This is a genomic window from Streptomyces sp. NPDC001380, from assembly GCF_042895785.1.
Lineage (GTDB): Bacteria > Actinomycetota > Actinomycetes > Streptomycetales > Streptomycetaceae > Peterkaempfera.
Genome location: NZ_JBIAWP010000025.1, coordinates 4,694 through 27,441, shown reverse-complemented (window position 1 = coordinate 27,441; position 22,748 = coordinate 4,694). Strand labels below are relative to the sequence as shown.

Sequence of the window (22,748 nt, the reverse complement as noted above, 5' to 3'; positions counted from 1 at the left end):
TGGTCGTGGGCCGGCCGGGTCTCACCCGCCGGCTGCCCCTCCAGCGTGCGGCGCGGGCCGGCGGGCGGGAAGGCAGCGTCTTCCTGGGTGTGCGGCACCCGGGAAGCGGCCGTGGTCCGCCCAGGACGGAGCGGGACGCGACGAGGCGGAACGGAGGAGGGCCGGGCAGGACGGAGCGGGACGGGGCAGGTCAGGCCGGTTCCGCGCCGGAGGCCAGCTGGGCGACGGCCTCCTCGCTGCGGCTGCCGGGCTCCGGGGTGCCGACGAGCAGCAGCTGCCCCGGGGCGTCGACCACGTCGAAGGTCTGGTAGGTCAGCTCGATGCGCCCGGCCCCGGGGTGGACGAACACCTTGAAGGCCCGGGTGAGGCTTCCGACGTCGTGGGCGTCCCACAGCGCGCGGAACTCCGGTGAGGCCTTCCCGAGCTCCGCGACGAGACCGGCGATGGACCGGTCGTCGGGGAACCGCCCGGCGTTCAGGCGCAGCGCGGACGCGGTGCTGCGCTGCAGCAGCTCCCACTCCGCGAACACCGCCTTCCCCCGGGGGTGGGTGAACAGGATGCGCGGCATGTTCCGCTCGTCCCCGAACGGCGACAGCAGCGCGTCGGCGACCGGGTTGGCCGCGAGCACGTCGAAGGCCGGGCCGAGCACGTAGGCCGCCGCCCGGGGAAAGGCCTCCAGCAGGTGCAGGAGCGACGGGTGCACGAGATCCCGCGAGCGGTCCGGCCCGAGCCCGGGGTTCAGCCCCGCCAGCCGGTACAGGTGCTCGCGCGCATCGGGGGCGAGGCGGAGCGCGCGCCCGATCGCACCGATCACCTGGGCGGAGGGGTTGCGCTCGCGCCCCTGCTCGAGGCGGGCGTAGTAGTCGGCGCTGACCCCGGAGAGCACCGCGACCTCCTCGCGGCGGAGGCCGCGGACGCGCCGCCCCGAGACGCCGCCCGCGAGCCCGGCGTCGGCGGGCTGCACACGGGCGCGGCTCGCGCGGAGGAACGCGCCGAGCTCGTTGTCGCGTGCTGTCATGGCACCGATGCTAGTCGCGCTCGCGGGCTGCGCCCTCCGGTGGTCCGGGGCGGCCGGGTGCGTGGTCGCGCTGCTCCCCTGCCCGGCTCGTCGCAGCCGGGGCAAGCCGGGCCGTCGGCCGTCGCCCTGTCCTGCCGGCATGCGAGGCCGGTCCCGTCCGCGGACGGCCGCGGGGTCCACCGGCCCGGCACGGTCCGCCGCGACGGCACCGCGGGCGGTGCGGCTGTGGGGCTGTGGGGCTGTGCGGGCGGTGGGGCGGGGGCACCCTCGGGCCGCCGGCACCACGGGCGTCCGCCGGCAGTGCCGGCGTCCGCCCGCCTCCTGCGACGAGGGAGGGGCGGGTACCTGGGTGCCGCACACCCAGGTACCCGCTCCCTTCCCGGATCCGTCCCGGCGGACTGGAGTTGCAGGAGGCGGCGACCGCCGCCGGAAACTCCGAAGGAGCACGCATGACCACGTCCGCAGCAGAATCGAAGACCGTCCTCGTCACAGGCGCCAGCAGCGGCATCGGCGAGGCCACCGCCCGCCGTCTGGCCGGGCTCGGCCACCGCGTGCTCCTGGGCGCCCGCCGGACCGAACGCCTGGACTCGCTGGTCGAGGAGCTGCGCGGCAGCGGGGCGACGGCCACCCACCGCGAGCTGGACGTGACCAGTCTCGACTCCGTGCGCGCCTTCGCCGCCGCCGCCCTGGAGGAGTACGGCCGCATCGACGTGCTGGTCAACAACGCCGGGGTGATGCCGCTGTCGCCGATGGCCGACCTGCACGTCGCCGAGTGGGAGCAGATGATCGACGTCAACCTGCGCGGCGTGCTCTACGGCATCGCCGCCGTGCTGCCGCAGATGCAGCGCCAGGGGGGCGGGCACATCGTCAACGTGTCCTCGGTGTCCGGGCACCGGGTGGATCCGACGGCCGCGGTGTACAGCGCCACCAAGTTCGCCGTGGCGGCGGTGTCGGAGGGGCTGCGGCAGGAGAGCCGGGACATCCGTGTCACCGTCGTCAGCCCCGGCTTCACGCAGAGCGAGCTGACCCACCGCGGGGGCTCCGCAGAGGCCCAGGCCGCCGCCCGCGCGGCGGCCGAGCAGCTGGCGATCCCGGCCTCGGCCATCGCCGACGCCATCGCCTTCGCCGTCGACCAGCCGGCGAACGTCGACGTCAACGAGCTGATCGTGCGTCCCACCGCCCAGGGCTGACGGCAGGGCGGGGCCGGCGCGGCCCGGTGCCGGGCGTCACACCGCCCCGGCACCGGGCGCCGCCCGCCCGGGTCGCGGTGACGGACGCCGTCCTCACGGGCGCCGCCCGTCACTGCGGGGCCGTCACTGCGGGACCGGCGCGCGGTGCCCGCGGGCGGGCACCGCGGCCACCAGGACCGCGATGTCGTCGGCCCCGGCGGCACGGAACTCCATCGCCAGACGGGCCAGTTCGTCCGCCGTCTCCGCGGCGCTGCGCCCCCGCAGGCCGGCGAGGGCCTGCGGCAGCAGCCCGTCGAAGAAGGTGCCGTCGTGCGCACGCAACTCGCTGAGGCCTTCGGTGCAGAACACGACCGTGTCCCCCGGGCGCAGCCGGGTGCGTGCCACCTCGTACTGCGGGTGGTCGACCACGCCGAGCAGGATCCCGGACGCGGGGACGGTCTCGACCGTCCCGTCCGCGCGCAGGACCAGCGGCGGCGGATGGCCCGCGCTGGCGGTGTGCAGGGTCCTGCCGCGCCCGTCGTCGGGGCCCAGGCGCGCGATCGTGCCCGTGACGAAGCGGCCGGCCCCTTCCCGGAGGAGGGTCCCGTTGAGCCGGGCCGGGGCTGTGTCGGGCGCGGTGCCGTCCTCCAGGAGGGTGCGGAGGGTGTGGCGGGCCAGACCGGTGAGGGCCGGGGCCTCGGCCCCGCGTCCGCACACGTCGCCGACGACCAGGGAGGTCCCGCCGTCGTGGGGGACCACGTCGTGGAAGTCGCCGCCCACCTCGAGCATGGGGTCGCCCACCTCGTAGGCGGCCCCGAGGTCGAGTCCGTCGAGGTCCGGGAGTGCCGCGGGCAGGAGGTGGCGCTGCAGGGAGAGCACGTGCCGGCGGCGTTCGTCGTAGAGCGTCGCGTTGTCCAGGGCCAGGGCGGCCCGGTGGGCCAGGCCCTCCGGAAGGGGCGCGTCCGGCGTCCGGGGGCCCTGCCGTCCGTAGAGGAACGTGAGCGTGCCCAGCACCCTGCCGCGGACCCTGAGGACGTCCACCGTCACCGCCTCCACCTCCGCACCACCGGTCCCGGTTCCGCCGCCGGTCCCGGTCCGGCCCCCGGGCGGTGCGAAGGGTCCGCCGGCGAGGGCGGCACCGCGCAGGCGCAGCCCGCGGGGGCTCCTCAGGGCGAGGGCCGTCAGGTCCGCGAGCCACGGGTCCGAGCGGCCGAGTTCGGCGAGGCCGGGCCGGGCCGGTGGCGGTCGTGGGCGTGCACCGCCGCCGAGCTGCGCAGCTCACGGGACCGGTACAGGTGCACCAGGCAGCCGACCGCGACCGCCGGGACCGCGATGCGCGCCACCCGGTGCAGGGTCTCCTCCACGTCGAGGGAGGAGCCCATCCGCAGGGAGGCCTCCGCCAGGAGCGCGTCGCCCGCCCGCCGCCCGGCGGAACGGCGCTCCGCGGTGTTCCGGCTCCACGGGGCGACGGGTGGCGGGGTCAGCCCCGGCCGGTTCCGGGACTCCGCGGAGCCGGAACCGGACCGGGTGTGCGGGACCCGGGGGCCGCCCGGCCCCGCCCCCTCCGGGCGGGCCGGCCCGGAGGGGCCGGACTGCAGGGACCGCGCCGTCGAGCGCCTGCGTAGGCTGTTCACCGTGCCGCCCTCCCGCCTGCACCGCGTCGCCGTCCTCGTGCTCGAGGGGGCGAAGCCGCTCGACGTCGGCATCCCCGCGCAGGTGTTCACGACCCGCGCGAGCATGCCGTACGAGGTGCGGCTGTGCGGCGCGGCGCCCGGCCTCGTGACCGGCGGCGACGGCCTGTCGTACCACGTCGCCCACGGCCTGGACGCACTGGAGTGGGCCGACATCGTCTTCGTCCCCGGCTACCGGTTCCCGGACCGCGAGGACCCGCCGCAGTCCGTCGTCGACGCGCTGACCGCCGCCCACGGCCGGGGCGCGCGGCTCGCCGCCATCTCCACGGGGGCCTTCGCGCTCGCCGCCACGGGCCTGCTCGACGGCAGGCGCGCCACGACGCACTGGCACTACGCGCGGACGCTCGCGGCGAGGCACCCGCTCGTCCGGGTGGACGAGAACGTCCTGTTCGTCGACGAGGGCAGCGTGCTGACGTCGGCCGGCGCCGCCTCGGGCATCGACCTGTGCCTGCACATCCTGCGCGGGGACCTCGGGGTGGCCGCGTCGAACCACGCCGCCCGGCGCCTGGTCGCAGCCCCCTACCGCAGCGGCGGCCAGGCGCAGTACGTGCCGCGCAGCGTGCCCGAGCCGCTCGGCGAGCGGTTCGCCGCCACCCGCGCGTGGGCGCTGCACCGGCTCGGCGAGCCCCTCACCCTGGAGGTGCTCGCCCGGCACGCGGCGGTGTCGCCGCGCACGTTCTCGCGGCGCTTCGTCGAGGACACCGGGTACACGCCGATGCAGTGGGTCCTGCGCGCCCGCATCGACATGGCCCGCGAGCTGCTGGAGCGTTCGGGGCGGAGCGTCGAGCAGATCGCCGCCGACGCCGGCCTCGGCACCGGCGCGAACCTGCGGCTGCACTTCCAGCGCATCCTGGGCACCACGCCCAGCGAGTACCGGCGCACCTTCACCCGGGGCGAGTAGCCCGCCGCCGCGTGGCGCGATCCTTGCGGACCGGGGCGCACACGCCGCTGTCACGGGCGGAGGCCGCGCGCGAACCTGGAGGTGAACCGGAAGGAGACCGCTCATGACCCGCATCGCCGTCAACGGATTCGGCCGCATCGGACGCAACGTGCTGCGCGCACTGCTCGAACGCGGCAGCGACCTGGAGGTCGTCGCCGTCAACGACCTCGCGGAGCCCGCCACCCTCGCGCGGCTGCTCGCCTACGACACGACGGCCGGCCGGCTCGGCCGCCCGGTGGCCGCGGACGGGGACGCCCTCGTCGTGGACGGCCGCCGCATCAGGGTGCTCGCCGAGCGCGAACCGGCGCGCCTCCCGTGGGCGGAGCTCGGCGTCGACATCGTGCTCGAGGCGACCGGCCGCTTCACCTCGGCGAAGGCGTCCCGCGCCCACCTCGACGCGGGAGCGGGGAAGGTGCTCGTCGGGGCGCCGTCGGACGGCGCCGACGTCACGCTCGCGTTCGGGGTCAACACCGACGCGTACGACCCGGCCGTGCACACGGTCGTCTCGAACGCCTCGTGCACGACCAACGCGCTCGCACCGCTGGCCGCGGTGCTCGACGGGCTCGCCGGCATCGAGCACGGCTTCATGACGACGGTGCACGCCTACACGCAGGAGCAGAACCTGCAGGACGGCCCGCACCGCGACCCCCGCCGCGCCCGCGCCGCCGCCGTCAACATCGTGCCGACCACGACGGGCGCCGCCAAGGCGATCGGCCTCGTGCTGCCGAACCTCGACGGCAGGCTGTCGGGCGACTCGATCCGCGTACCGGTCCCGGTGGGCTCGATCGTCGAGCTCAACACCACGGTCGCCCGCGAGGTGACGCGCGACGAGGTGCTGGCGGCGTACCGGGCCGCGGCGGAGGGGCCGCTGGCCGGCATCCTCGAGTACTCGGACGACCCGCTCGTGTCGTCCGACATCACGGGCAACCCGGCCTCGTCGATCTTCGACTCGGCCCTCACCCGCGTCGACGGACGCCACGTCAAGGTGGTCGCCTGGTACGACAACGAGTGGGGCTTCTCGAACCGCGTGGTCGACACGCTGGAGCTCCTCGCCGCCGGCTGACCCGGCGCCCCTCCCGCCGGCCCCCGCCCCCGCCCGCCGACCGGCCGGGAGCAGCGGGCTGCCGCGAGGGCGACGGCCTCCTCGCGCAGGGCGCACCGGTGGGCCGTCCGGAGGGCTCGGCCGCCGCGGGGAGCCCGGACGCGGGCAGGTCCGTGGCCGAGGGGTCCCGCACCGGGGTGGGGCGGGCGGGGCGGACCGGGGGCGGGGAGCGGGTGCAGGGGGCTGTTCCGCGCCCCGGGGGTGGGACCGCTCCTCGCCGTACCGCCGGGGCACGGGGAGGGCATCCCGCCTACGGCATGCCCCGGCCGGGCGCGGGCCGGTCCGCCGCGGCCCGTGCACCGCCGGCGGCATCGGGGGCGTGCATGCTGGCGAGCAGGCGCAGGCGTTCCTCGGAGGGGCTGCCCGGCTGCGCGTGGTAGGTGACCAGCGTCTGCCCGCCGGTGCCCGGGACCAGCAGTTTCTCGTAACGCAGGTCCAGCGGGCCCACCTGGGGGTGGCGGAGCAGGCTGGTGCCGGTGGTCTTGTGCTTCACGTCCTGGCGGGCCCACAGCGTACGGAAGCGCTCGCTGCGCAGGGAGAGCTCCCCGACGATCTCGACGAGCCGCGGGTCATCGGTGTCGGCACCGGCGACGGAGCGCAGGTAGGGGACGACCCGGGCGGTCATGTCGTCCCAGTCCTGATGGAGCTCCCGCATCTCCGGCTCCAGGAACGCGGCGAGGATGCCGTTGTGGCCGGGGGCGTTGAACGGCGAGAGCGCGACGGCGAGATCGTTGGCGGCGAGGACGTCCATGTACCGGCCGTGGACGTACGCCGGGGTGAGCGGCCAGGAGGCGATGAGGGTGCGAATGCCGTCGCCGACCCTCTCCGGACTGCGGGGCCGCCGGCGCCGGGGGCCCTTCGGCGCGGCGATCTGCAGCAGGTACGCCGCCGCCTCCTCGTCCAGTCGCAGGGCGCGGGCGATGCTGCGCAGGACCTGCTCCGAGGGGCTGCGGTCCCGGCCCTGCTCCAGACGGTTGTAGTAGTCGGAGCTGATCCCGGCGAGGAAGGCGACCTCCTCGCGGCGCAGCCCCGGAACACGCCGGTTGCCGTGGTCGGGGACCCCGGCCTCCTCGGGCCGGACCAGTTCCCTGCGGGCGCGCAGGTAGCGGCCCAGCGCGTTGGCGTCTCCGGTGGCGGTCATGCTCCCAGCGTACGAAGGCATTCCGGTTTCCTGGGTGGCCCTGCCGGTCCCGGTCTCATCCGGTCCTGGTTGGTTCCGGCGCGTCGGCGCACGATGGCCGAACCGTCCGGATAGCGAAGGAACGCACCCATGTCCCAGCTCTTCACCACCCCGTTCGACCGCGACAGCACCGCCTCGGAGGTGATCGACGGCGTCGACCTGTCCGGCAGGCGGGCGGTCGTCACGGGGGCCAACTCGGGCATCGGCGTCGAGACCGCCCGCGCCCTGGCGGCCCACGGCGCCGAGGTCACACTCGCCGTGCGCCGCCCCGACGCCGGCGAGCAGGCCGCGGCCGACCTGCGCAAGGCCACCGGGAACGACGCGATCCACGTCGCCCGCCTGGACGTCGCCGACCTGGAGTCGGTCCGCGCGTTCACCGCCGCCTGGCACGGCCCGCTGCACATCCTGGTCAACAACGCCGGAATCATGATGCCGCCGGAGCTCGAACGCGGCATCGCCGGCCACGAGCAGCAGTTCGCCACCAACTACCTGGGGCACTTCGCCCTGACCCTGGGGCTGCACCGCGCCCTCGCCGACGCCGACGGCGCCCGCCTGGTCTCGGTCTCCTCCAGCGGCCACCTGTTCTCCCCCGTCGTCTTCGACGACATCGACTTCCGCTTCCGCCCCTACGACGCCCTCACCGCCTACGGCCAGTCCAAGACCGCCGAGGTCCTCCTGGCCGTCGAGGCCCAGCGCCGCTGGGCCGGCGACGGCATCACGGCCAACGCCCTGCACCCCGGCGCGATCGCGACCGGCCTGCAGCGCCACACCGGCGGCCTGCGGACCCCGGAGCCGTACCGCAAGACGGTCGAGCAGGGCGCCGCGACCACCGTGTTCCTCGCCGCGTCGCCCCTGGTCGAAGGGGTCGGCGGCCGCTACTTCGAGGACGTCAACCAGGCGCCCCTCGTCGACGCCCGCCCCACCCGGCTCGGCGTCCCCGGCGTGGCCCGCTACGCGCTGGACCCCGCGAACGCCGAGCGCCTGTGGGAGCTGACCGCCGACATCGTCCGCTGAACGGCGGAAGAACCCCCGCCCCCCCTTTTCCCCACCGATTCTCTCGACCGGGCAGACGATCAGGAGGCCGCCGGCGAGCGGGCCGGCGTGTGAACGGCGTGCTCCCGGCGGGAGCGGCGGCCGGGACCCGCCCGTCCCCCGTCCCGCCGTGCGGCGGGGCCCGTACCGGGCCCTACCCCTCCGGGGTCCCGTGGATCGCCGCGGCGATGGGGGCGTCCTCCACGAAGGCGTCGAAGCGCACGATCATGCCGTTCTCCACTGTGAGCACGTGGACGATCGCGGAGTCGAAGTACTGCCCGGTGGCGTTGCCGTTGCCGCGGGTGCGGCCGACCGCGACGACGCGGCTCCCCGCGTCGAAGACGTTCTCGATCTCGATCGTGCTCCTGATCAGCCCGAAGGTGTTCCTGAACAGGTCCTGGAAGTTGGCGAGCCCGCGGTAGTCGCCGCCGTAGGGCAGCTCCTCGGTCACGTGGATCTCGATGTCGGGATGGGTGACGGCCTGCAGCACCTCGCGGTCGGAGGTGAGCAGGCCGTTGTACATGGCCATGACGGTCTCCCGGGGGCTCATGCTCCCGGAGGTCGAGGGCTGGGACATGGACACTCCTCATACGGTCGGGCAGCCGGCTGTTCCCCGTCGTGCGCACCCGTCGCGCGGCGCCCTCCGCACCGCCCTCCGCACCGCCCGCCGCACCGCCCGCGCCGACGGGACGGGCGGAGGTCCGGCCCACGGCCGTCACACCGCACGCACATGGGCGGTGCAGCGGCAAGCGGACGTCACCGGTCCGGCGTGGACGGGACCTCCGTGACGGTCGGCGCCGGGCACCCGGACGGGAGGCCCGCCGTGCAGGCGGCGCACCCGCACGGAGGGCCCGATGCCTCCGCCTCCCGCACGGGGCGGCTGCACGGGGCCCCCAGGGAGGCCGGCCTGTCCGGCCTGCGACCGCACGGGCAGACGGGCGACCGGAGCCTTCGGCCCCGGTCGGACCGGCCGGCCGCCGAAGCGGCCGGCCGGCACACGCTCCTTCAGAGGCGCCCCCTGGGGGCCGCAGGCGAGGACGAGGCGGGCCATCCGCCTTTCCGTCCGGGGAACTCCTCACTCCAGGACAGAGCCGAAAGGACCGGTCCGACAGCGGTGCGGCGGCAGACACGGGCGGCCGCGCCCCCCGCCGGCGCGGTGCGGCGGCCGGGGGATTCGACGTCCACCGGCCCGACACGGACCACACGGCCTTCGGCCACGGCGTGCACCACTGCATCGGCGCTCCCCTCGGGCTCCTGGAGGCGGACATCGCGCTCCCGGCGCTGTTCGCACGCTTCCCGGACCTGGGTCCCGCCGAACCCCTGGAGGCGTCGGCGCCCCTCCCGACGTCCGTCGTCAACGGCAGGATGCGGCGGCCCGCGGGGTCACTTGGCCACGTCGATCCACACGGCCTTGCCGCGACCGCTGGGGGAGGTCCCCCAGCGCAGGGACAGGACGTCCACGATGCTCAGACCCCGCCCGTGCTCGGAGGTGGCGTTGACCTCGTCGTCCTCCACCACGGAGGTGATCACGGGGCGCCTGACGTCGACGTCCCGGACCTCCAGGTGGATCCGGTCGGCGTACTCCCTGATCCAGACCTCCACATCGCTGTCGGCGTGCACCAGCGCGTTGGTGGTGATCTCCGAGGCCATGATCTCGATGTCGTCCGCGAGCCTCTCCAGGCCGTCCTCGTGGAGGAAGTCCCGCACGAAGCGGCGCACCCTTCCCACGCTCCGGAGGTCGTGCCGGTGGACGAGCATGTTCCCGATCCTCGGGACGGCGCCCGTGGGGGAGCCCTCGTACCTGGCCAGCAGCAGTACGGCGTCATCGCTCCGCAGGGCGCTCCCGCCGGCGGTGCCGGCCATCAGCCGGTCGGCGGTGTCGTACAGGGACGCCCCGTCGGGGAGCGTGTCGCGGGCGAGCAGTTCCCGGACCCTGGCCTCGGGGTCACCGTCCGTACGGGCGAACATCCCGTCGGTGTACAGCACCAGGATCGTCCCCGGCGCGATGGTGGCCTCCCCGCTCAGGTACCGCTGCCCGTCCAGGACGGCCAACGGCACGTTCGGGGGCGCCTCGACGGCCGACACCCGTCCGTCGGGGTGGACCAGCAGGGGGGCGGGGTGGCCGGCGAGCACCACCTCCGCCGTGCCGAACTCGCCGTCCAGGCTCACGAAGCAGCAGGTCGTGTACAGGTCGGTGTCGAGCTCCGAGAGCAGCGCGCACGATCTGGCGAGGACGTCGGACGGGGCGTGGCCCTCCGCCGCGTATGCCCGCAGGCCGTTCCGGAGCTGGCCCATGACAGCCGCGCTGTCGGTGCTGTGGCCCTCCACGTCGCCGACGACCAGGCCGATGTGCCCGTCCGGAAGAGGGATGACGTCGTACCAGTCGCCGCCCATTCCGGAGGTCTCCGGGCCTGAGGCGTACCGGGCGGTGACGGTGACCGCCGAGAACTCCGGGAGGACCCTCGGCAGCAGCTTCCGCTGCAGTGCGTCGCCGAGCGCACGCTCCGCCTCACCCAGGCGGGCCCTGTCGAGGGCGGTCGAGACCTGCTGCGTCATCATGAGCAGCGTCGCCTGCTCGTCGCCCTCCAGGAGGTGCGGGGAGTCGAAGGCGAGCATGAGGCACCCCCCGGCGGTCCTGCCCCCGGGCAGCGGGAGGACGGCGAGCGCCTGCGCGGAGCCCACCTCCTCGCCCCGGTACGCATCGAGCACCGCAGGGCGGTCGGGCAGGAAGAGGGGCATCCCGCCGTACGCGGCCAGCAGACCCGGGAGCCCCCGGTCGGGACGCTCGGCGCCGACGGTGCGTGCCAGCTCCCGCGCCCCGCTGCGGCCGACCACGCGCAGCCCGCACTCCGAGGCGAGCGCCACCACGCAGCCGTCCGCCCCGAAGGGCGTGGCGATGTGGTCGAAGGCGGCCCGGACCACGTCCTCCGTGGCCGTGGCGAGGTTGAGGAACATGGAGAGCTTGTGGAGCTGGTACATGAGGGAGAGCCCGCGCGACGCGGGCACCGTGGTCAGGCCCCAGCCGGTGCCTGCGGAAGAGGGGGTCGGGGTCCGGGACCCCCGCGTCGGGAGGATGGCCGGGAACCCTGCGGGGCGGGCCTCCGGTTCCGGCGGCCCGGACCCGGCGCACGAGGCCGCGAGCCGGTCGGCGAGCAGGGCCAGGAGGACCTGGAGCCCGACCAGTTCGGCCTCGGGCCTGGGGGGCGTCCACAGTCCGGTCAGGGCGCCGCGGACCCTCCCGTGGACGGTCAGCGGCACGGAGACGGCCGAACAGGGTGAGGGGAGCAGTCGGACGGGCCCCGGGGAGGAGCTGTCGTCGGAGGCGAGGCGGGCCGGCAGGCCGCTGCGATAGGCGATCGCCGCTGTGTGGGGCCCGTCGGCGGACGTGCGCTCGGGGACGGTGAAGACCGAGAGGGGTGTGCCGGCGATGGCCACGGAGACCAGGTCCCGACCTCCGGATGAGGCCAGGTGCACCGAGGCCGCATGGGCGCCGAGTCCGTCGCACAGCTCGGCGAGGACCTCGGTCAGGGCCAGGTCCCAGGCGTCGGCCTCCGGCTCCGGGGCCCCGTGGCGCTGTGCGGTGTCTTCACGGCAGTTGTCGTCCAAAGCCGACCCTCCACAGGAACGGGCCCGCGTGGCCGGGATCCCGACGGTCCCGCCCGGACCGTGCCCCGTCGCACCGGACCGCGCCCGCCCGGCCGCTGCCCGCCGGTTCCGGGGAGCGGGAGGTCTTGCCCGACTGCGGTCGACCCCGTCACGACGGGCGAGGAGTGTTCGAGAGCACGATGGACCCGCCTCCACAGAAACACGGGAGAGGTGCCCACGCAACCAGGCCGGCCCCGGCACACGCCACCTGCAGGGCTGCCCGGGCCTGCCGCGGCACGCACGGCGGCCCCGGGTCCCCGTCCTCGGGCTGCCTGCCGGGGCGCCTGCCGCCGGCTGGTCGGCCGGAGCCGCGGCCGCGGCTGCGGCGACAGCGGGCTGCTTCCGGTGCCGCCCGCCGTGCGCCCGCCGGCCCGCCCGCCCGCCGGCCGGACCGGGGCGGGGCGGGGCGGGGCGGGGAGCGCGGGAAGGCGGCCCGGACGGCCCCGGTCCCGCTGCCGCACGCCGCCGGCCCGGCCCCGGCCGTCGCAGCCGCGGCCGCCGTCCCGGGGCGGTCCCCGCCGGTCCGCCGTGCGGCGGCGCTCACGCCGGAACCGTCGTCCTCACCCCCAGGACGGGGATGTCCGCGCTGCCGTCCTCGTCCGCGTGCCAGCGCCAGTGGGCGCCGTCCACCTCGCCGCAGACGATGCCCGTCCAGCCGCTGCCGTCCGGGCCGCAGAGCCCGGCGAGCGCGGCGCGCTCGCTCCCGGTCGGGGTGCCCGCGACGAGGACCAGCCCCTTGACGGGACGGCGGGAGGCGGCGCCGCGGACGGGGCCGTGGAGGCGCTCCTCGACCGCAACGGCCCGCCCCTCCTCCGCGAAGACCTGCCGGAGGCCGGGCGGGACCACGGGCGTGGGGCCGCCCTCCGACCCGGCCATGACGATCAGCGGGGTGTCCGGCCTGCTGCGGCCGACCTCCGCGAGGAGGTTGCGCGCCACGTCGAGGGCCACGGCGCGGTCGCCCGTCACGCTGAGGACACCGTCGAGGTGGCTGAGGTCCACGACGAGCGGCCCGCCGCCGGGTCCGGTGCCGACCCGCACCGGGCAGGCCTCGGCGGCGGCGGCCCTGAGGGCGCCGGGGTCCGCGGCCCCCTGCTCCGGCGCGCCGGCGGGGCGGTGCCAGCGGGGTCCGCCCAGGTGCTGCCAGGAGGGGTCGGGGAGGTCGGGGGCGTCCAGCCACACCGTCACCCCCGTCCGGTCGGCCGTGAGCGCGTGCACGGGCGTCGCGGGGGCGTGCGGCGCGGCCTCGAACCGGGCGAGGACGGCGTGGGCGTGCAGGAGGGGCGAGGTGTCGGACGCGAAGGCGCTCCCTGCCGACCGCCTCGCCCGGAGGGTCCGCCGCCGCCTGCCCGCCGCGCCCAGGCGGTGGACGAGGCGGGCCCCGGCGCCGAGCATCCGGCGCAGCCGCCGCCTGGCGACGATGCCGGCCGTCACCAGGGCGAGGAGGAGCGCACCGAGCACGGCGGCGGCCGCGGGGAGCGGGACGGTCAGGACGGTGGTGCGTGCGGCCGGCGTGCCGCCTGCGGCCGCACCCGTTCCCGCCGCGCCGCCGGAGGACTGCCCCTGGGCGGCGGTGTCCCGCGCCAGCTGCACGGCGGCTCCGGAGGCGTCCTGCGGCAGGCGCAGGATCCAGCCGGGGTGCAGCAGGTCCGCCGGGCTGTTCAGCGCGCCGCCGTCCCGCTGCGCCTGGCCGCGGTTGAGGGCGAAGACCTCGCCGGCGCGGGCCGGGTCGCCGAGCGTCGCGGCGGCGACGGACTCCAGGGTGGCGAGCCGGCCGCCGGTCCGCGCCGGGTCCTGGACCACGAACACCTTGACGAGGCCGCCGTCGGCCGCTTCTGCGGTCGCGGCCCCGGTGAACGCCGCGCAGAGCGCCAGCAGGACGGCGGCGAGGGCGCGGGCGGCGGCCCGCGCGGGCCGGTGCGCCGGCGCCCCTCCCGGCCCGGACCGGGCCGTGGCGGTGGAAGGCTTGCTCATGTTCTCCGTCCGTGTCGTCCGCCGCGCGCCCCGTCTGCCGGGGGTGCGGGCGGCCCCTGCGTGGAAGGGAGGGGCGTCCGGATCCCCCGCGCCCCACTCCCTACACGGCCGCGCGCGGGAAGCGGTTCGAGTGCGAGGACGGTCTGAACCTCGGAGCGCGCGGCTCCGTGTAGGAGGCGGACCCCATCGGAGAGACGACAGCAGAGGACCGGATGGCACGGCAGCACTCAAGTCCGGCGGACTTCCACCTGGTCGGGATGGACCAGGACCCGACGCCGGGCGACCCGGACCTGATCCAGGGCGTCGTCCAGCGGTACAGGGACATCGGGGACGCCGCGGAGAAGGCGCTGAACGTCCTCAAGAAGGACGGCGCGGTCTCCCGCGGCCGCGGTTCGGCCATGGAGAAGCTGAAGGAGAAGATCGGCAGCGACCTTCCCGACAAGCTCGCCAAGACCGTGAACTCCTACCACGACGCCGCCCAGGCCTACGCCGACTACATCCCGAAGCTGCGGGAGGCCCAGGAGACCTTCGACAAGGCCGTCGAGCAGGCCCGGAACGCGTCGGCCAAGGTCGACCAGACCCCCAAGCCGCTCGGCGACAACCCCACCGACCAGGAGAAGGCCGACGCGCAGAGGGCCCAGGAGGCCGTCGACGCGGGCCGGGCCGAGCTCGGCGCGGCCCGGAGCCTCGCCGAGCAGGCGAAGAGCATGCGGGAGTCGGCGCAGCGCTCCTGCTCGGATGTCCTCGACAGGGCGGCGGGCGAGGCCATCCCGCCACGGAACGTCTTCCAGAAGATCGCGGACTTCTTCAAGGAGTTCCCGTTCGTCCAGATCCTCATCGCGATCGCGATCGCCATCACGGCGGTGTTCTTCCCGGTCGTCGGCGGGCTGCTCGCCGGGGCGCTCTTCGTGTTCAACCAAGTCGTGGCCGGCCATACGGGCGGCATCAAGGCAGGCGACTTCATCACCGGACTGCTCGGCATCGTCCCCGGCGCCGCGCTGCTCGGACTGGGCGGCAAGGCGATCAAGGCGATCGCCCCCGCGGCCGTGGCCGCGGTCAAGAACTCGGCCCTGGTCACCAAGGGCGGTGCCAGCCTGACGAAGATCAGCGAGTCGGCCCTCTCGTCCAAGCCCGTCAGCGCCGTGCTGTCCAACCCGGTCGGCAAGACGGCCGTCGACATCACGGGGAAGTTCACGGTGAACTCGGCGCTGGAGGCGGCCGCCAAGGCGGCCAACCACGACAAGCTGACCGCCGCCGGGGTGTTCGCCGGAGCCGCCGCGGGCGCGGTCGCCGGGACCGCCTTCCGCGGGGGTGTGGGGAAGATCGGCCCTGCCCGCGGCAACGCGAAGCCCGAGGACGGTGTCGGCGGCCGGTTCGGCGACACCACGCCGAGCGCGGCGAACGACAGCCTCGGCAAGCGCGCGTCCGACCAGGTCGGCAACTTCGTGGAGGAGGGCGCGACGCTCGGGACCAAGATCGGCGTGGGGGTCGCCCAGGGTGGCGACCTGAACGAGGTGGCGGCCGGCGAGATCGCCAACTCGGCCTCGAAGCTCGGCTCCGGCCCGGTGGGCAAGGGCGGGATCGGCAGGCAGATCGACGGCCTCGCGGACCACATCCCGATCAAGGGGTCCGTCGGATCCGGCACGGCCGGGGGCGCACATCCCACGAACCCCGCAGCCGTCCCCCTGCCGCCCTCCCCCACCACCACCGCCCACCCCGCGGACATCCCCCTGCCGCCCTCCCCCACCACCTCCACCCACCCCGCGGACATCCCCCTGCCGCCCTCCCCCACCACCTCCACCCACCCCGCGGACATCCCCCTGCCGCCCTCCCCCACCACCTCCACCGGAGGGGCGGGTACGGAGCTTCCGGCCGGCGGGGGCGGGTCGCTGCCCGATCCGTCGGGCAGCGGGGGCAGCCAGCCGTCCCCCACCTCCCCCCAGGTCGACAACACCCACGGCGGCGGAACCGGCGGCCAGGAGTCCGGACCCCAGAGCCGGGAGACGTCCGGCCCCGGCGGCGGCACCGACCGGTAGGCCCCCTCCCGGGACGTCCCCTCCCGGGACGGCCGGCCCGGGAGCCGCGCCGGCCCTCAGACCTCCGTCCGCACACGGACGGACACCGTGAATCACCAGCAAGGAGCACCGACATGCCCGACTACAGGGTCAACTCCGAAGAGACCGCCTCCACCTCGCAGGCCCTCCTCAACGACTTCTCGCAGCTGCAGGACAAGCTGACCGAGGTCAAGGGGAAGATCAGCAACCTGCTCGCCAACGGCTACAGCACGCCCGCCGCCCAGCAGAAGTTCTCGCCGTTCTTCGACGAGTTCGCCAAGGGCTTCGACCAGGTCAACCTGGGCCTGCAGGGCATCGGCCAGTACGTGAAGTCCGTCGGCGACGCCTTCTCCCAGACCGACGACCAGCTGGGCTCCAACCTCGGCTGACCCCCGCGGGCCCGCCCCGTGCGGGCCCGCACCGCCCTCCCCACTTCCCACCCACGAGAAGGACGACAAGCCGTGCGACTGAACGTCAGCGTTCCCGACCCGCATGCCGAGGGGGTGTCCACGGCCGTCGTGGTCGACACGGAGCCCTCCGCACGGGCGGGCAGGCTCGCGGCGGAACTCGCGCGCGCCGTCGGCTCCCCCGGAGCGGGCGGGGCGGAGGGCCCCGGGCCGGCCCTGTACGTCGGCCCGCGGCCGGTCGACCCCGAGGCCACCCTCCAGGCGGCCGGGGTGAGGGACGGCATGGCCCTCGGGCTCGGCTCCCCCGTACCGGGGGTGCCCGAGCCCGAAGGCCGCACGGAGGTCCGGGTCGTGTCCGGGCCCGGCGCGGGGACGGTCTTCCGCCTGCTGCCGGGCGAGTACGACATCGGCAGTGCCGCGGCCTGCCGTGTGCGGCTCCCCGAGGGGGAGGACGTGCCGCCGTTCGCGGCGCGGGTGCGGGTGCGGCTCGACGGCGGCGCGGACCTGCTCGCGACCGGACGGGCCTCGCTCGACGGCCGGGAGCTGGAGGGGGCGTCCCCCTGGCACGAGGGCAGCCGGCTCGCCGTGGGGGACTCGCTGTTGGAGCTGGCGTCCGCCGTGTCGGCCAGGGCGCCCCTGACGCCGTCCCCGGACGGCCTCGGACTGGAGTTCAACCGCCCCCCGCGCTTCCTGCCGCAGACGGGCACGCCCCGGTTCCGGCTGCCCACGCCGCCGGTCAAGCCGGACAAGCGGCCCGTCCCGCTCCTGCCGCTGCTGCTCCTGCCCGCGGGCAGCGCGGCCATCGCGATCTTCGTCACCAAGAACTGGGCCTTCGTCTTCCTCGCCCTGCTCTCGCCGATCGCCGCCCTGGTGAGCCAGTTCGGCAACCGGAAGCAGGGCATGGCGAAGTACCTGGAGAAGAAGGCCGAGTACGAGGAGACGGTGGCACGGGTCGGCGCCGACGTCGACGCCGCCCTGCGCGAGGAGCAGGTGAACCTGCGGCTGTCGCTGCCGGACCCCGCCTCGCTCCTCCTGACGGCCGTCCAGCCCTCCGAGAGGCTGTGGGAGCGCCGCTGGCAGGACCCCGACTTCCTGACGGTCCGGGTCGGCACCGCCGACCTGCCCTCGTCACTGAGCGTCGACGACCCGACCCGGGACGAGCACCGGCGCACCACGGTGCCGCAGCTGCACCAGGCGCCCGTGGCGCTGCCCCTGCGCAAGGTCGGCGTCGCGGGCGTCGCCGGCCCCGGGGCGAGCCGCCTCGCCGGGTGGATGGCGGCCCAGGCCGTCTCCCTCCACAGTCCCGCCGACCTGCGCCTGGTGGTGCTCGCGGGCCCCGACGGCGAGGCGGACTGGTCGTGGACCCGCTGGCTGCCGCACGCCCAGGCGCAGGGCGAGGACGCGTACGCGCTGGTGGGCAGCACCACCGACTCGCTGGCGCGGCGCATCGGGGAGCTCGGCCAGCTCGTGGCGTCCCGGCTGGCGGCCGGACCGGACCTGGTGCGGGGCGGCGTCCACGGCTACCCGGACGTCCTGGTCGTCCTGGAGCAGGCCCGCCGGGCCCGTTCGCTGCCCGGCGTGATCGGGCTGCTGCGCGACGGGCCCTCGGTGGGCGTGCACACCGTCTGCATCGACCGCGAGGAGCGGCTGCTGCCGGAGGAGTGCGGCGCCGTCGTCGTCACCGGCCCGTCGCCGGCCGGGGGCTCCTGCCAGGTCCGCACCGGGGGCGGCGCGCCCCTGGAGGGCGTGCGGACCGACGCGCCGGAGTCCGGCTGGTACGAGCACCTCGCGCGGGCGCTGGCGCCGCTGCGGGGCGTCGGGGACGGCGACGAGGGCGCCCTGCCCGGCTCCGTGCGGCTGCTGGACCTGCTGGGCGTCGAGCCGCCCACCCCGGAGGCCGTGGCGGGCGGCTGGGCGCTCGGGGGCCGCAGCACCAGGGCCGTCCTGGGCAGCGGCTACGACGGGGAGTTCGCGGTCGACCTGGTCCGCGACGGCCCGCACGCGCTGGTCGCGGGCACCACGGGCTCCGGCAAGTCCGAGCTGCTGCAGACGCTGGTCGCCTCGCTCGCGGTGGTCAACCGCCCCGACGAGATGACCTTCGTGCTCGTCGACTACAAGGGCGGCAGCGCCTTCGCCGAGTGCGCCGACCTGCCGCACACCGTCGGCCTGGTCACCGACCTCGACACGCACCTCGTGGAACGCGCCCTGGTCTCCCTCGGCGCGGAGCTGCGCCGCCGCGAGACGCTGCTCGCGGAGGCCGGCGCGAAGGACATCGAGGACTACCTGGACAAGCGCTCGCGCGGCGGGGACGCACTGCCGCCGCTGCCGCGGCTGCTGCTGGTCGTCGACGAGTTCGCGTCCATGGTGCGCGAGCTGCCCGACTTCGTCCCGGGCCTGGTCAACATCGCGCAGCGCGGCCGGTCGCTCGGCATCCACCTGGTGCTGGCGACCCAGCGGCCGGGCGGGGCGGTCACCCCGGACATCCGCGCCAACACCAACCTGCGGATCGCCCTGCGCACCACCGACACCGCCGAGAGCCGCGACATCATCGACGCGCCCGACTCGGGCGACATCTCCCCGGCCACGCCGGGCCGCGCCCACGCGCGGCTCGGGCCGTCGGCCCTGCTGCCCTTCCAGGCCGGGCGGGTCGGCGGCCGCCGTCCCGGCGGCGCCCCGGCGGCGGGCACGGAGGCACCGGTCCGCGCCGAGGCCGTGTCCTGGCGGGACCTCGGCGGCCCGCTGCCGGCGGGCCGGTCCCGCGGCGGTCCGGCGGGCGCCCCGACGGAGGCCGTCACCGACCTCGCGGTCCTCGCCGCGGCCGTCGCGGAGGCGGCCCGGTCCGCCGGCGTCCCTCCGCAGCCGAGCCCGTGGCTGCCGCCGCTGCCGGACCTGCTGGAGTGGACCGCGCCCCCGGCGCCCGCGCCCGCCGAGGTGCGCGGGGCGGCCCTTCCGGCCGTCGCGTACGGCATGGTCGACCTGCCGGCGCAGCAGAGCCGGTCCCCCCTGCTGTTCGACCTCGACCGCGCCGGCCACCTGCACGTCGTCGGCTCGCCCCGCAGCGGGCGCTCGCAGACGCTGCGCACCCTGGCCGCCGCCCTGGCGCAGGCGCACGGCGCCGACGACGTCCACCTGTACGGGATCGACTGCGGCAACGGCGCGCTCAACGCGCTGGCCTCGCTGCCGCACTGCGGCGCGGTGGTCGACCGCAACCAGGTGGAGCGGCTGGGCCGGCTGCTGGACCGGCTCAACACGGAGCTGACCTCCCGTCAGGCCGCCCTGGGCACCCGGGGCACCGCGGACCTCGCCGAACTGCGGAGGGCCCAGGCCCCGGGGGAGCGCCTGCCCCACATCGTGCTGATGGTGGACCGCTTCGAGGTCTTCGAGCGGGAGTTCACCTCCTACGACAACGGCAGCTTCATGGAGCGGATGGTCCGGCTGCTGCGGGACGGGGCCGGCGTCGGCATCCACGTCGTGCCGGCGGGTGACCGCGTGCTGGGCGGCAGCCGGTTCTCCGGCACCACCGAGGACAAGGTCGTCCTGCGGCTGAACGACCGCCAGGACTACTCCTCCGTGGGCATCCCGAGCAGGTCCGCGCCCGCCGACCCCGCCCCGGGGCGCGGTGTGCGGACGCAGGACCTCAGCGAGGTCCAGATCGCGGTGCTCGGCTCCGACCTGTCCGGCACGGCCCAGGCGCAGGCCCTCACCGAGCTGGGCGCGCGGCTGGCGGAGCGTGAGGCCGGAGTCCCGGCGGAGCGCCGGGCGCTGCGGCTGGACGTGCTGCCCGACCGGATCGCCTACGACGACGCCGCCGCCCTGCACACGCAGGGCGGGCCGATGCGGCCGCTGGTCGCGGTCGGCGGCGACACCCTCTCCTCGCTCGGCCCGGACCTCGCGGACGTCCCGACGTTCGTGGTCGCGGGGCCGCCGCGGACCGGCCGGAGCACGGCGCTGCTCACGGCGGCCCGTTCGCTGCTCGCCGTCGGGACGGGCCTGGTGGTGCTCGCGCCGCGGCGGTCGCCGCTGCGGGAGCTGGAGGGGCGGCCCGGTGTGGCCGCCGTCCTCACCGACCCGCAGGTCCCGGTGGCCGAGTTCCGGGAGGTGCTGGGGAACGTCCCCGAGGCGAACGCGGTCGTCGTGGTGGACGACGCCGAGCTGTTCATGGGCGCCGAGATCGACGCCGACCTCGCCCTGCTCGCCCGGGGCGGCGCCGGCAACGGCTGGGGGGTGCTGGCGGCCGGCAACGCGGAGTCGCTGTCGCTGTCGCTGGCCGGGTGGATGGGCCAGGTCAAGCGCAACCGCACCGGCATGCTGCTCTCGCCGCAGGGCCTGGGCGAGGGCGAGGTCATCGGGGTGCGGCTGACGCGCGGGGTCGTCGGACAGGCCCCCCAGCCGGGCCGGGGGCTGCTGCACCTGGGCGACGGGACGCTGCTGTCGGTCCAGGTGCCGCTGACCGGGACCGGGTTCTGACAACGGCGGAGGGCGGCACCGGGACTCCCCGTCCCGGTGCCGCCCTCCGTCCTGTCCGTCGCGGCCGTCGCGGCCGCTGCAGCCGTCGCGGCCTGCGGGCCCTTCCTGCCCCCGTCGTGCCCCCGGCCGGCCTCAGCGGCCGGGGGCGGTGCCCTCCGGTGCCGCCCCGCCGTCGGCGGACACGAAGCGGAACGTGGAGGTGATCGCGTCGAAGAGGTCGTAGACCTCGGCCCGGAGCGGCAGGTTGGGGCTGGCGAGGGTCACGGCCAGGAAGTCGCCGGGCCTCTCCGGCACGGGCACCATCGTGTGCATCGTCAGCAGCCGGGTCTCGACGTCGGCGGTCAGCCGGACGGTCTCGGTACCGGTGACGCGCGCGGCCGTCCCCGCGTGGGGCAGCTCCACCGCGGTCACGACCCGGTCCTTCGGGGCAGCGTCGCCCCCGGCGCCGAGCTGCGCGGACAGCACCGGCAGCGTCAGCTCCGAGCCCTGCGGCGTGCTCACGGCGAAGACCATGCCGTACGCCAGGAAGAGCCCGTCGTCGTACAGGGTGGCCGTGCCCGTGGCGAGCAGCGCCCCGTGCCTGCGGGCGGCGCGGGCCACCTCGCGGCCCTGGCGGACCATGTCGTTGATCCGGGCCTTCTCGCGCGGGTCGGAGGTGGCGGCCAGCGCCTTCGCGCGGACGGCGGCCAGCTCCTCCCCGCTCAGGTCGACCTCGCGCCACAGGTCGGGGACGTCGAGCAGGAAGCGCTCCGCGGCGTTCACCGGCCCCCCTTCCCGTCGCTGAGGTTGCTGACGGCGTCCTGGTCCGTCCGGTCGAACGCGTCGAGGATGCTGCCGATGGCGTCCGAGACCCCCTTCACCTGCTTCTGGAGCTGGTGCCTGCCGTCCTCCCACCTGTTCTCGAAGTGCTGGGCCGCACCCCGGGACAGTTCGCGGCCGAACGCCGCGTCGAAGTCGAACGTGTGGTGCCCGATGTCGATGAAGTCGTGGACGAAGCTCAGCGTGCGCTGGGCCTCCTGCAACTCGTCCCCGGGTATCTGGATGTCCTCGGCCATGCCGCCTCCTCGTGCTGTGCTCCCACTCCCCCTCCCGTCACACGGACGAACCGGCCGCGGCGTTCAGTCCGGCGGGCCGGAGGGCGCGGCGGCGGACGGATCCCCGGGTGCGTTGAACCGCCGGGCTCCCCGGTCCGTGTACCAGGAGTGACAGCTGTTCTCCCTCGCACACGCGTGCGCACCGTTCCTGCGGGCGGGCGGGCGCGCCGTGCCGCCGCCGCCCTCGTCCTCGCGGTCTGCGGCACCGCGGCCCTGGCCTCCTGCGGCAGGACCATCACGATCAGCGACGGACCGCGCCAGGCGGCCGCTCCGCCCGCCGCCACCGCGGCGTCGGCACCGCCGCCCGGGGGCGCCGCCCCGGGCACTGCCGCGCCGGGCAGCGCCGCGCCGGGCAGCGGCGCGCCGGCGGGCAACACGGGCCTCCAGGTCGTCGACACCACCGCGGCCGCGGCCGGTCTCACGGGGACCGGCGGCACCGTCGTCGGAGCCGCCCTCCAGGTGAACCCGCCGCAGTGGGCCCAGCTGACGGCGGTGACCTCGCGCGCGCTCCCGTCCCCCCACCTCGTCGACGTCAACGGCTCGACGCTGTACCGCTTCGAGGGGGACGCCGCCACCCCGGGCCGGTCGCAGTGCAACGACGCCTGCGCCGTGCAGTGGCCCCCCGTGACCGTCCGGCAGGGCGGCAACGTCTACCTGTCGGGGGTGGACCCGCGGCAGGTCGGGGCGATCCGCCGTCAGGACGGCGGCGTGCAGGTGACCGTGGGCGGGCGGCCCGTCTACCGGTACGCGGGCGACAGCCGGCCCGGCGACCTGAACGGCCAGGGGCTGGGGGGCACGTGGTTCGCCGTCGGACCGGCGGGGGGCAGGGCCGGGGGCTGAGGGGGCCACCGGGGCCGGGGGACGCGGCCCCCGGGGGCGCCCCCCCCCCCCGGCCGGGGGCGCCCCCCCCCCCCCCCCGCGCGGGCGGCGGGCCCCCCGGGGGGGGGGCGCGGCCCCCCCCCCCCCCCCGCCCGCCCG

At 76.2% G+C, this 22,748-nt stretch carries 17 protein-coding genes; 8 read left to right on the top strand and 9 right to left on the bottom strand.

Annotated elements, in window-relative coordinates; all coding sequences use genetic code 11:
• Nucleotides 1-190: 190 nt before the first annotated feature.
• A complete protein-coding gene (locus ACFY07_RS24640; RefSeq protein WP_390871692.1) occupies nt 191-1,018 on the bottom strand; it encodes a helix-turn-helix transcriptional regulator in 828 nt (275 codons plus the stop codon).
• 449 nt (nt 1,019-1,467) lie between these two features.
• On the opposite strand from ACFY07_RS24640, the gene ACFY07_RS24635 reads away from it, so the two are divergent.
• Nucleotides 1,468-2,208, top strand: coding sequence for an SDR family oxidoreductase (locus ACFY07_RS24635; protein WP_390871691.1), 741 nt, complete (start codon nt 1,468-1,470; stop codon nt 2,206-2,208).
• Nucleotides 2,209-2,331: 123 nt separating this feature from the next.
• Here ACFY07_RS24635 and ACFY07_RS24630 read toward each other — a convergent pair whose 3' ends face one another.
• Nucleotides 2,332-3,234 carry a PP2C family protein-serine/threonine phosphatase gene (locus ACFY07_RS24630; RefSeq protein ID WP_390871690.1) on the bottom strand — a complete coding sequence of 301 codons (903 nt, stop codon included), beginning with the start codon at nt 3,232-3,234 and terminating at the stop codon, nt 2,332-2,334.
• A 134-nt stretch (nt 3,235-3,368) separates the two neighbouring features.
• Nucleotides 3,369-3,569, bottom strand: a complete 201-nt coding sequence (locus ACFY07_RS24625) for a hypothetical protein (RefSeq protein WP_390871689.1) — start codon at nt 3,567-3,569, stop codon at nt 3,369-3,371.
• 253 nt (nt 3,570-3,822) lie between these two features.
• Between ACFY07_RS24625 and ACFY07_RS24620 the strand changes: the two genes are divergently transcribed.
• Complete coding sequence (locus tag ACFY07_RS24620; protein ID WP_390871688.1) at nt 3,823-4,779, top strand: GlxA family transcriptional regulator; 957 nt, start codon at nt 3,823-3,825, stop codon at nt 4,777-4,779.
• Nucleotides 4,780-4,882: 103 nt separating this feature from the next.
• Entirely contained in the window at nt 4,883-5,881 is a 999-nt protein-coding gene (gene gap / locus ACFY07_RS24615) for a type I glyceraldehyde-3-phosphate dehydrogenase (protein WP_390871687.1), read from the top strand.
• A gap of 289 nt (nt 5,882-6,170) precedes the next feature.
• Here gap and ACFY07_RS24610 read toward each other — a convergent pair whose 3' ends face one another.
• Complete coding sequence (locus ACFY07_RS24610) at nt 6,171-7,061, bottom strand: helix-turn-helix transcriptional regulator (RefSeq protein WP_390871686.1); 891 nt, start codon at nt 7,059-7,061, stop codon at nt 6,171-6,173.
• 129 nt (nt 7,062-7,190) lie between these two features.
• Between ACFY07_RS24610 and ACFY07_RS24605 the strand changes: the two genes are divergently transcribed.
• Entirely contained in the window at nt 7,191-8,114 is a 924-nt protein-coding gene (locus ACFY07_RS24605) for an SDR family NAD(P)-dependent oxidoreductase (protein ID WP_390871685.1), read from the top strand.
• A gap of 172 nt (nt 8,115-8,286) precedes the next feature.
• Here the strand turns inward: ACFY07_RS24605 and ACFY07_RS24600 are convergent, their stop codons facing one another.
• The 3 genes from ACFY07_RS24600 to ACFY07_RS24590 form a co-directional block, all read right to left on the bottom strand.
• Complete coding sequence (locus ACFY07_RS24600) at nt 8,287-8,709, bottom strand: nuclear transport factor 2 family protein (RefSeq protein WP_390871684.1); 423 nt, start codon at nt 8,707-8,709, stop codon at nt 8,287-8,289.
• A gap of 806 nt (nt 8,710-9,515) precedes the next feature.
• Nucleotides 9,516-11,738 (bottom strand): SpoIIE family protein phosphatase, encoded by a 2,223-nt coding sequence (locus tag ACFY07_RS24595; protein ID WP_390871683.1) that lies wholly within the window; start codon nt 11,736-11,738, stop codon nt 9,516-9,518.
• A 579-nt stretch (nt 11,739-12,317) separates the two neighbouring features.
• Nucleotides 12,318-13,748, bottom strand: a complete 1,431-nt coding sequence (locus tag ACFY07_RS24590) for a hypothetical protein (RefSeq protein ID WP_390871682.1) — start codon at nt 13,746-13,748, stop codon at nt 12,318-12,320.
• A 212-nt stretch (nt 13,749-13,960) separates the two neighbouring features.
• Here ACFY07_RS24590 and ACFY07_RS24585 point away from each other — a divergent pair, with 212 nt between their 5' ends.
• From ACFY07_RS24585 to ACFY07_RS24575, 3 genes are all read left to right on the top strand, one after another.
• The gene (locus ACFY07_RS24585) at nt 13,961-15,784 is read left to right on the top strand and encodes a hypothetical protein (protein ID WP_390871681.1); all 1,824 of its coding nucleotides are present in this window, start codon (nt 13,961-13,963) and stop codon (nt 15,782-15,784) included.
• A 113-nt stretch (nt 15,785-15,897) separates the two neighbouring features.
• On the top strand, nt 15,898-16,191 hold the full coding sequence (locus tag ACFY07_RS24580; RefSeq protein WP_390871680.1) for a WXG100 family type VII secretion target: 294 nt from the start codon (nt 15,898-15,900) through the stop codon (nt 16,189-16,191).
• Nucleotides 16,192-16,269: 78 nt separating this feature from the next.
• Complete coding sequence (locus ACFY07_RS24575; RefSeq protein WP_390871770.1) at nt 16,270-20,676, top strand: FtsK/SpoIIIE domain-containing protein; 4,407 nt, start codon at nt 16,270-16,272, stop codon at nt 20,674-20,676.
• Nucleotides 20,677-20,808: 132 nt separating this feature from the next.
• Here ACFY07_RS24575 and ACFY07_RS24570 read toward each other — a convergent pair whose 3' ends face one another.
• Nucleotides 20,809-21,438: a hypothetical protein gene (locus tag ACFY07_RS24570; RefSeq protein WP_390871679.1), complete on the bottom strand. Its 630-nt coding sequence runs from the start codon at nt 21,436-21,438 to the stop codon at nt 20,809-20,811.
• Nucleotides 21,435-21,731: a hypothetical protein gene (locus ACFY07_RS24565; protein WP_390871678.1), complete on the bottom strand. Its 297-nt coding sequence runs from the start codon at nt 21,729-21,731 to the stop codon at nt 21,435-21,437. The genes ACFY07_RS24570 and ACFY07_RS24565 overlap by 4 nt, the downstream gene beginning before the upstream one ends.
• Before the next feature lie 174 nt (nt 21,732-21,905).
• On the opposite strand from ACFY07_RS24565, the gene ACFY07_RS24560 reads away from it, so the two are divergent.
• The gene (locus ACFY07_RS24560) at nt 21,906-22,610 is read left to right on the top strand and encodes a hypothetical protein (protein ID WP_390871677.1); all 705 of its coding nucleotides are present in this window, start codon (nt 21,906-21,908) and stop codon (nt 22,608-22,610) included.
• Nucleotides 22,611-22,748: the final 138 nt, after the last annotated feature.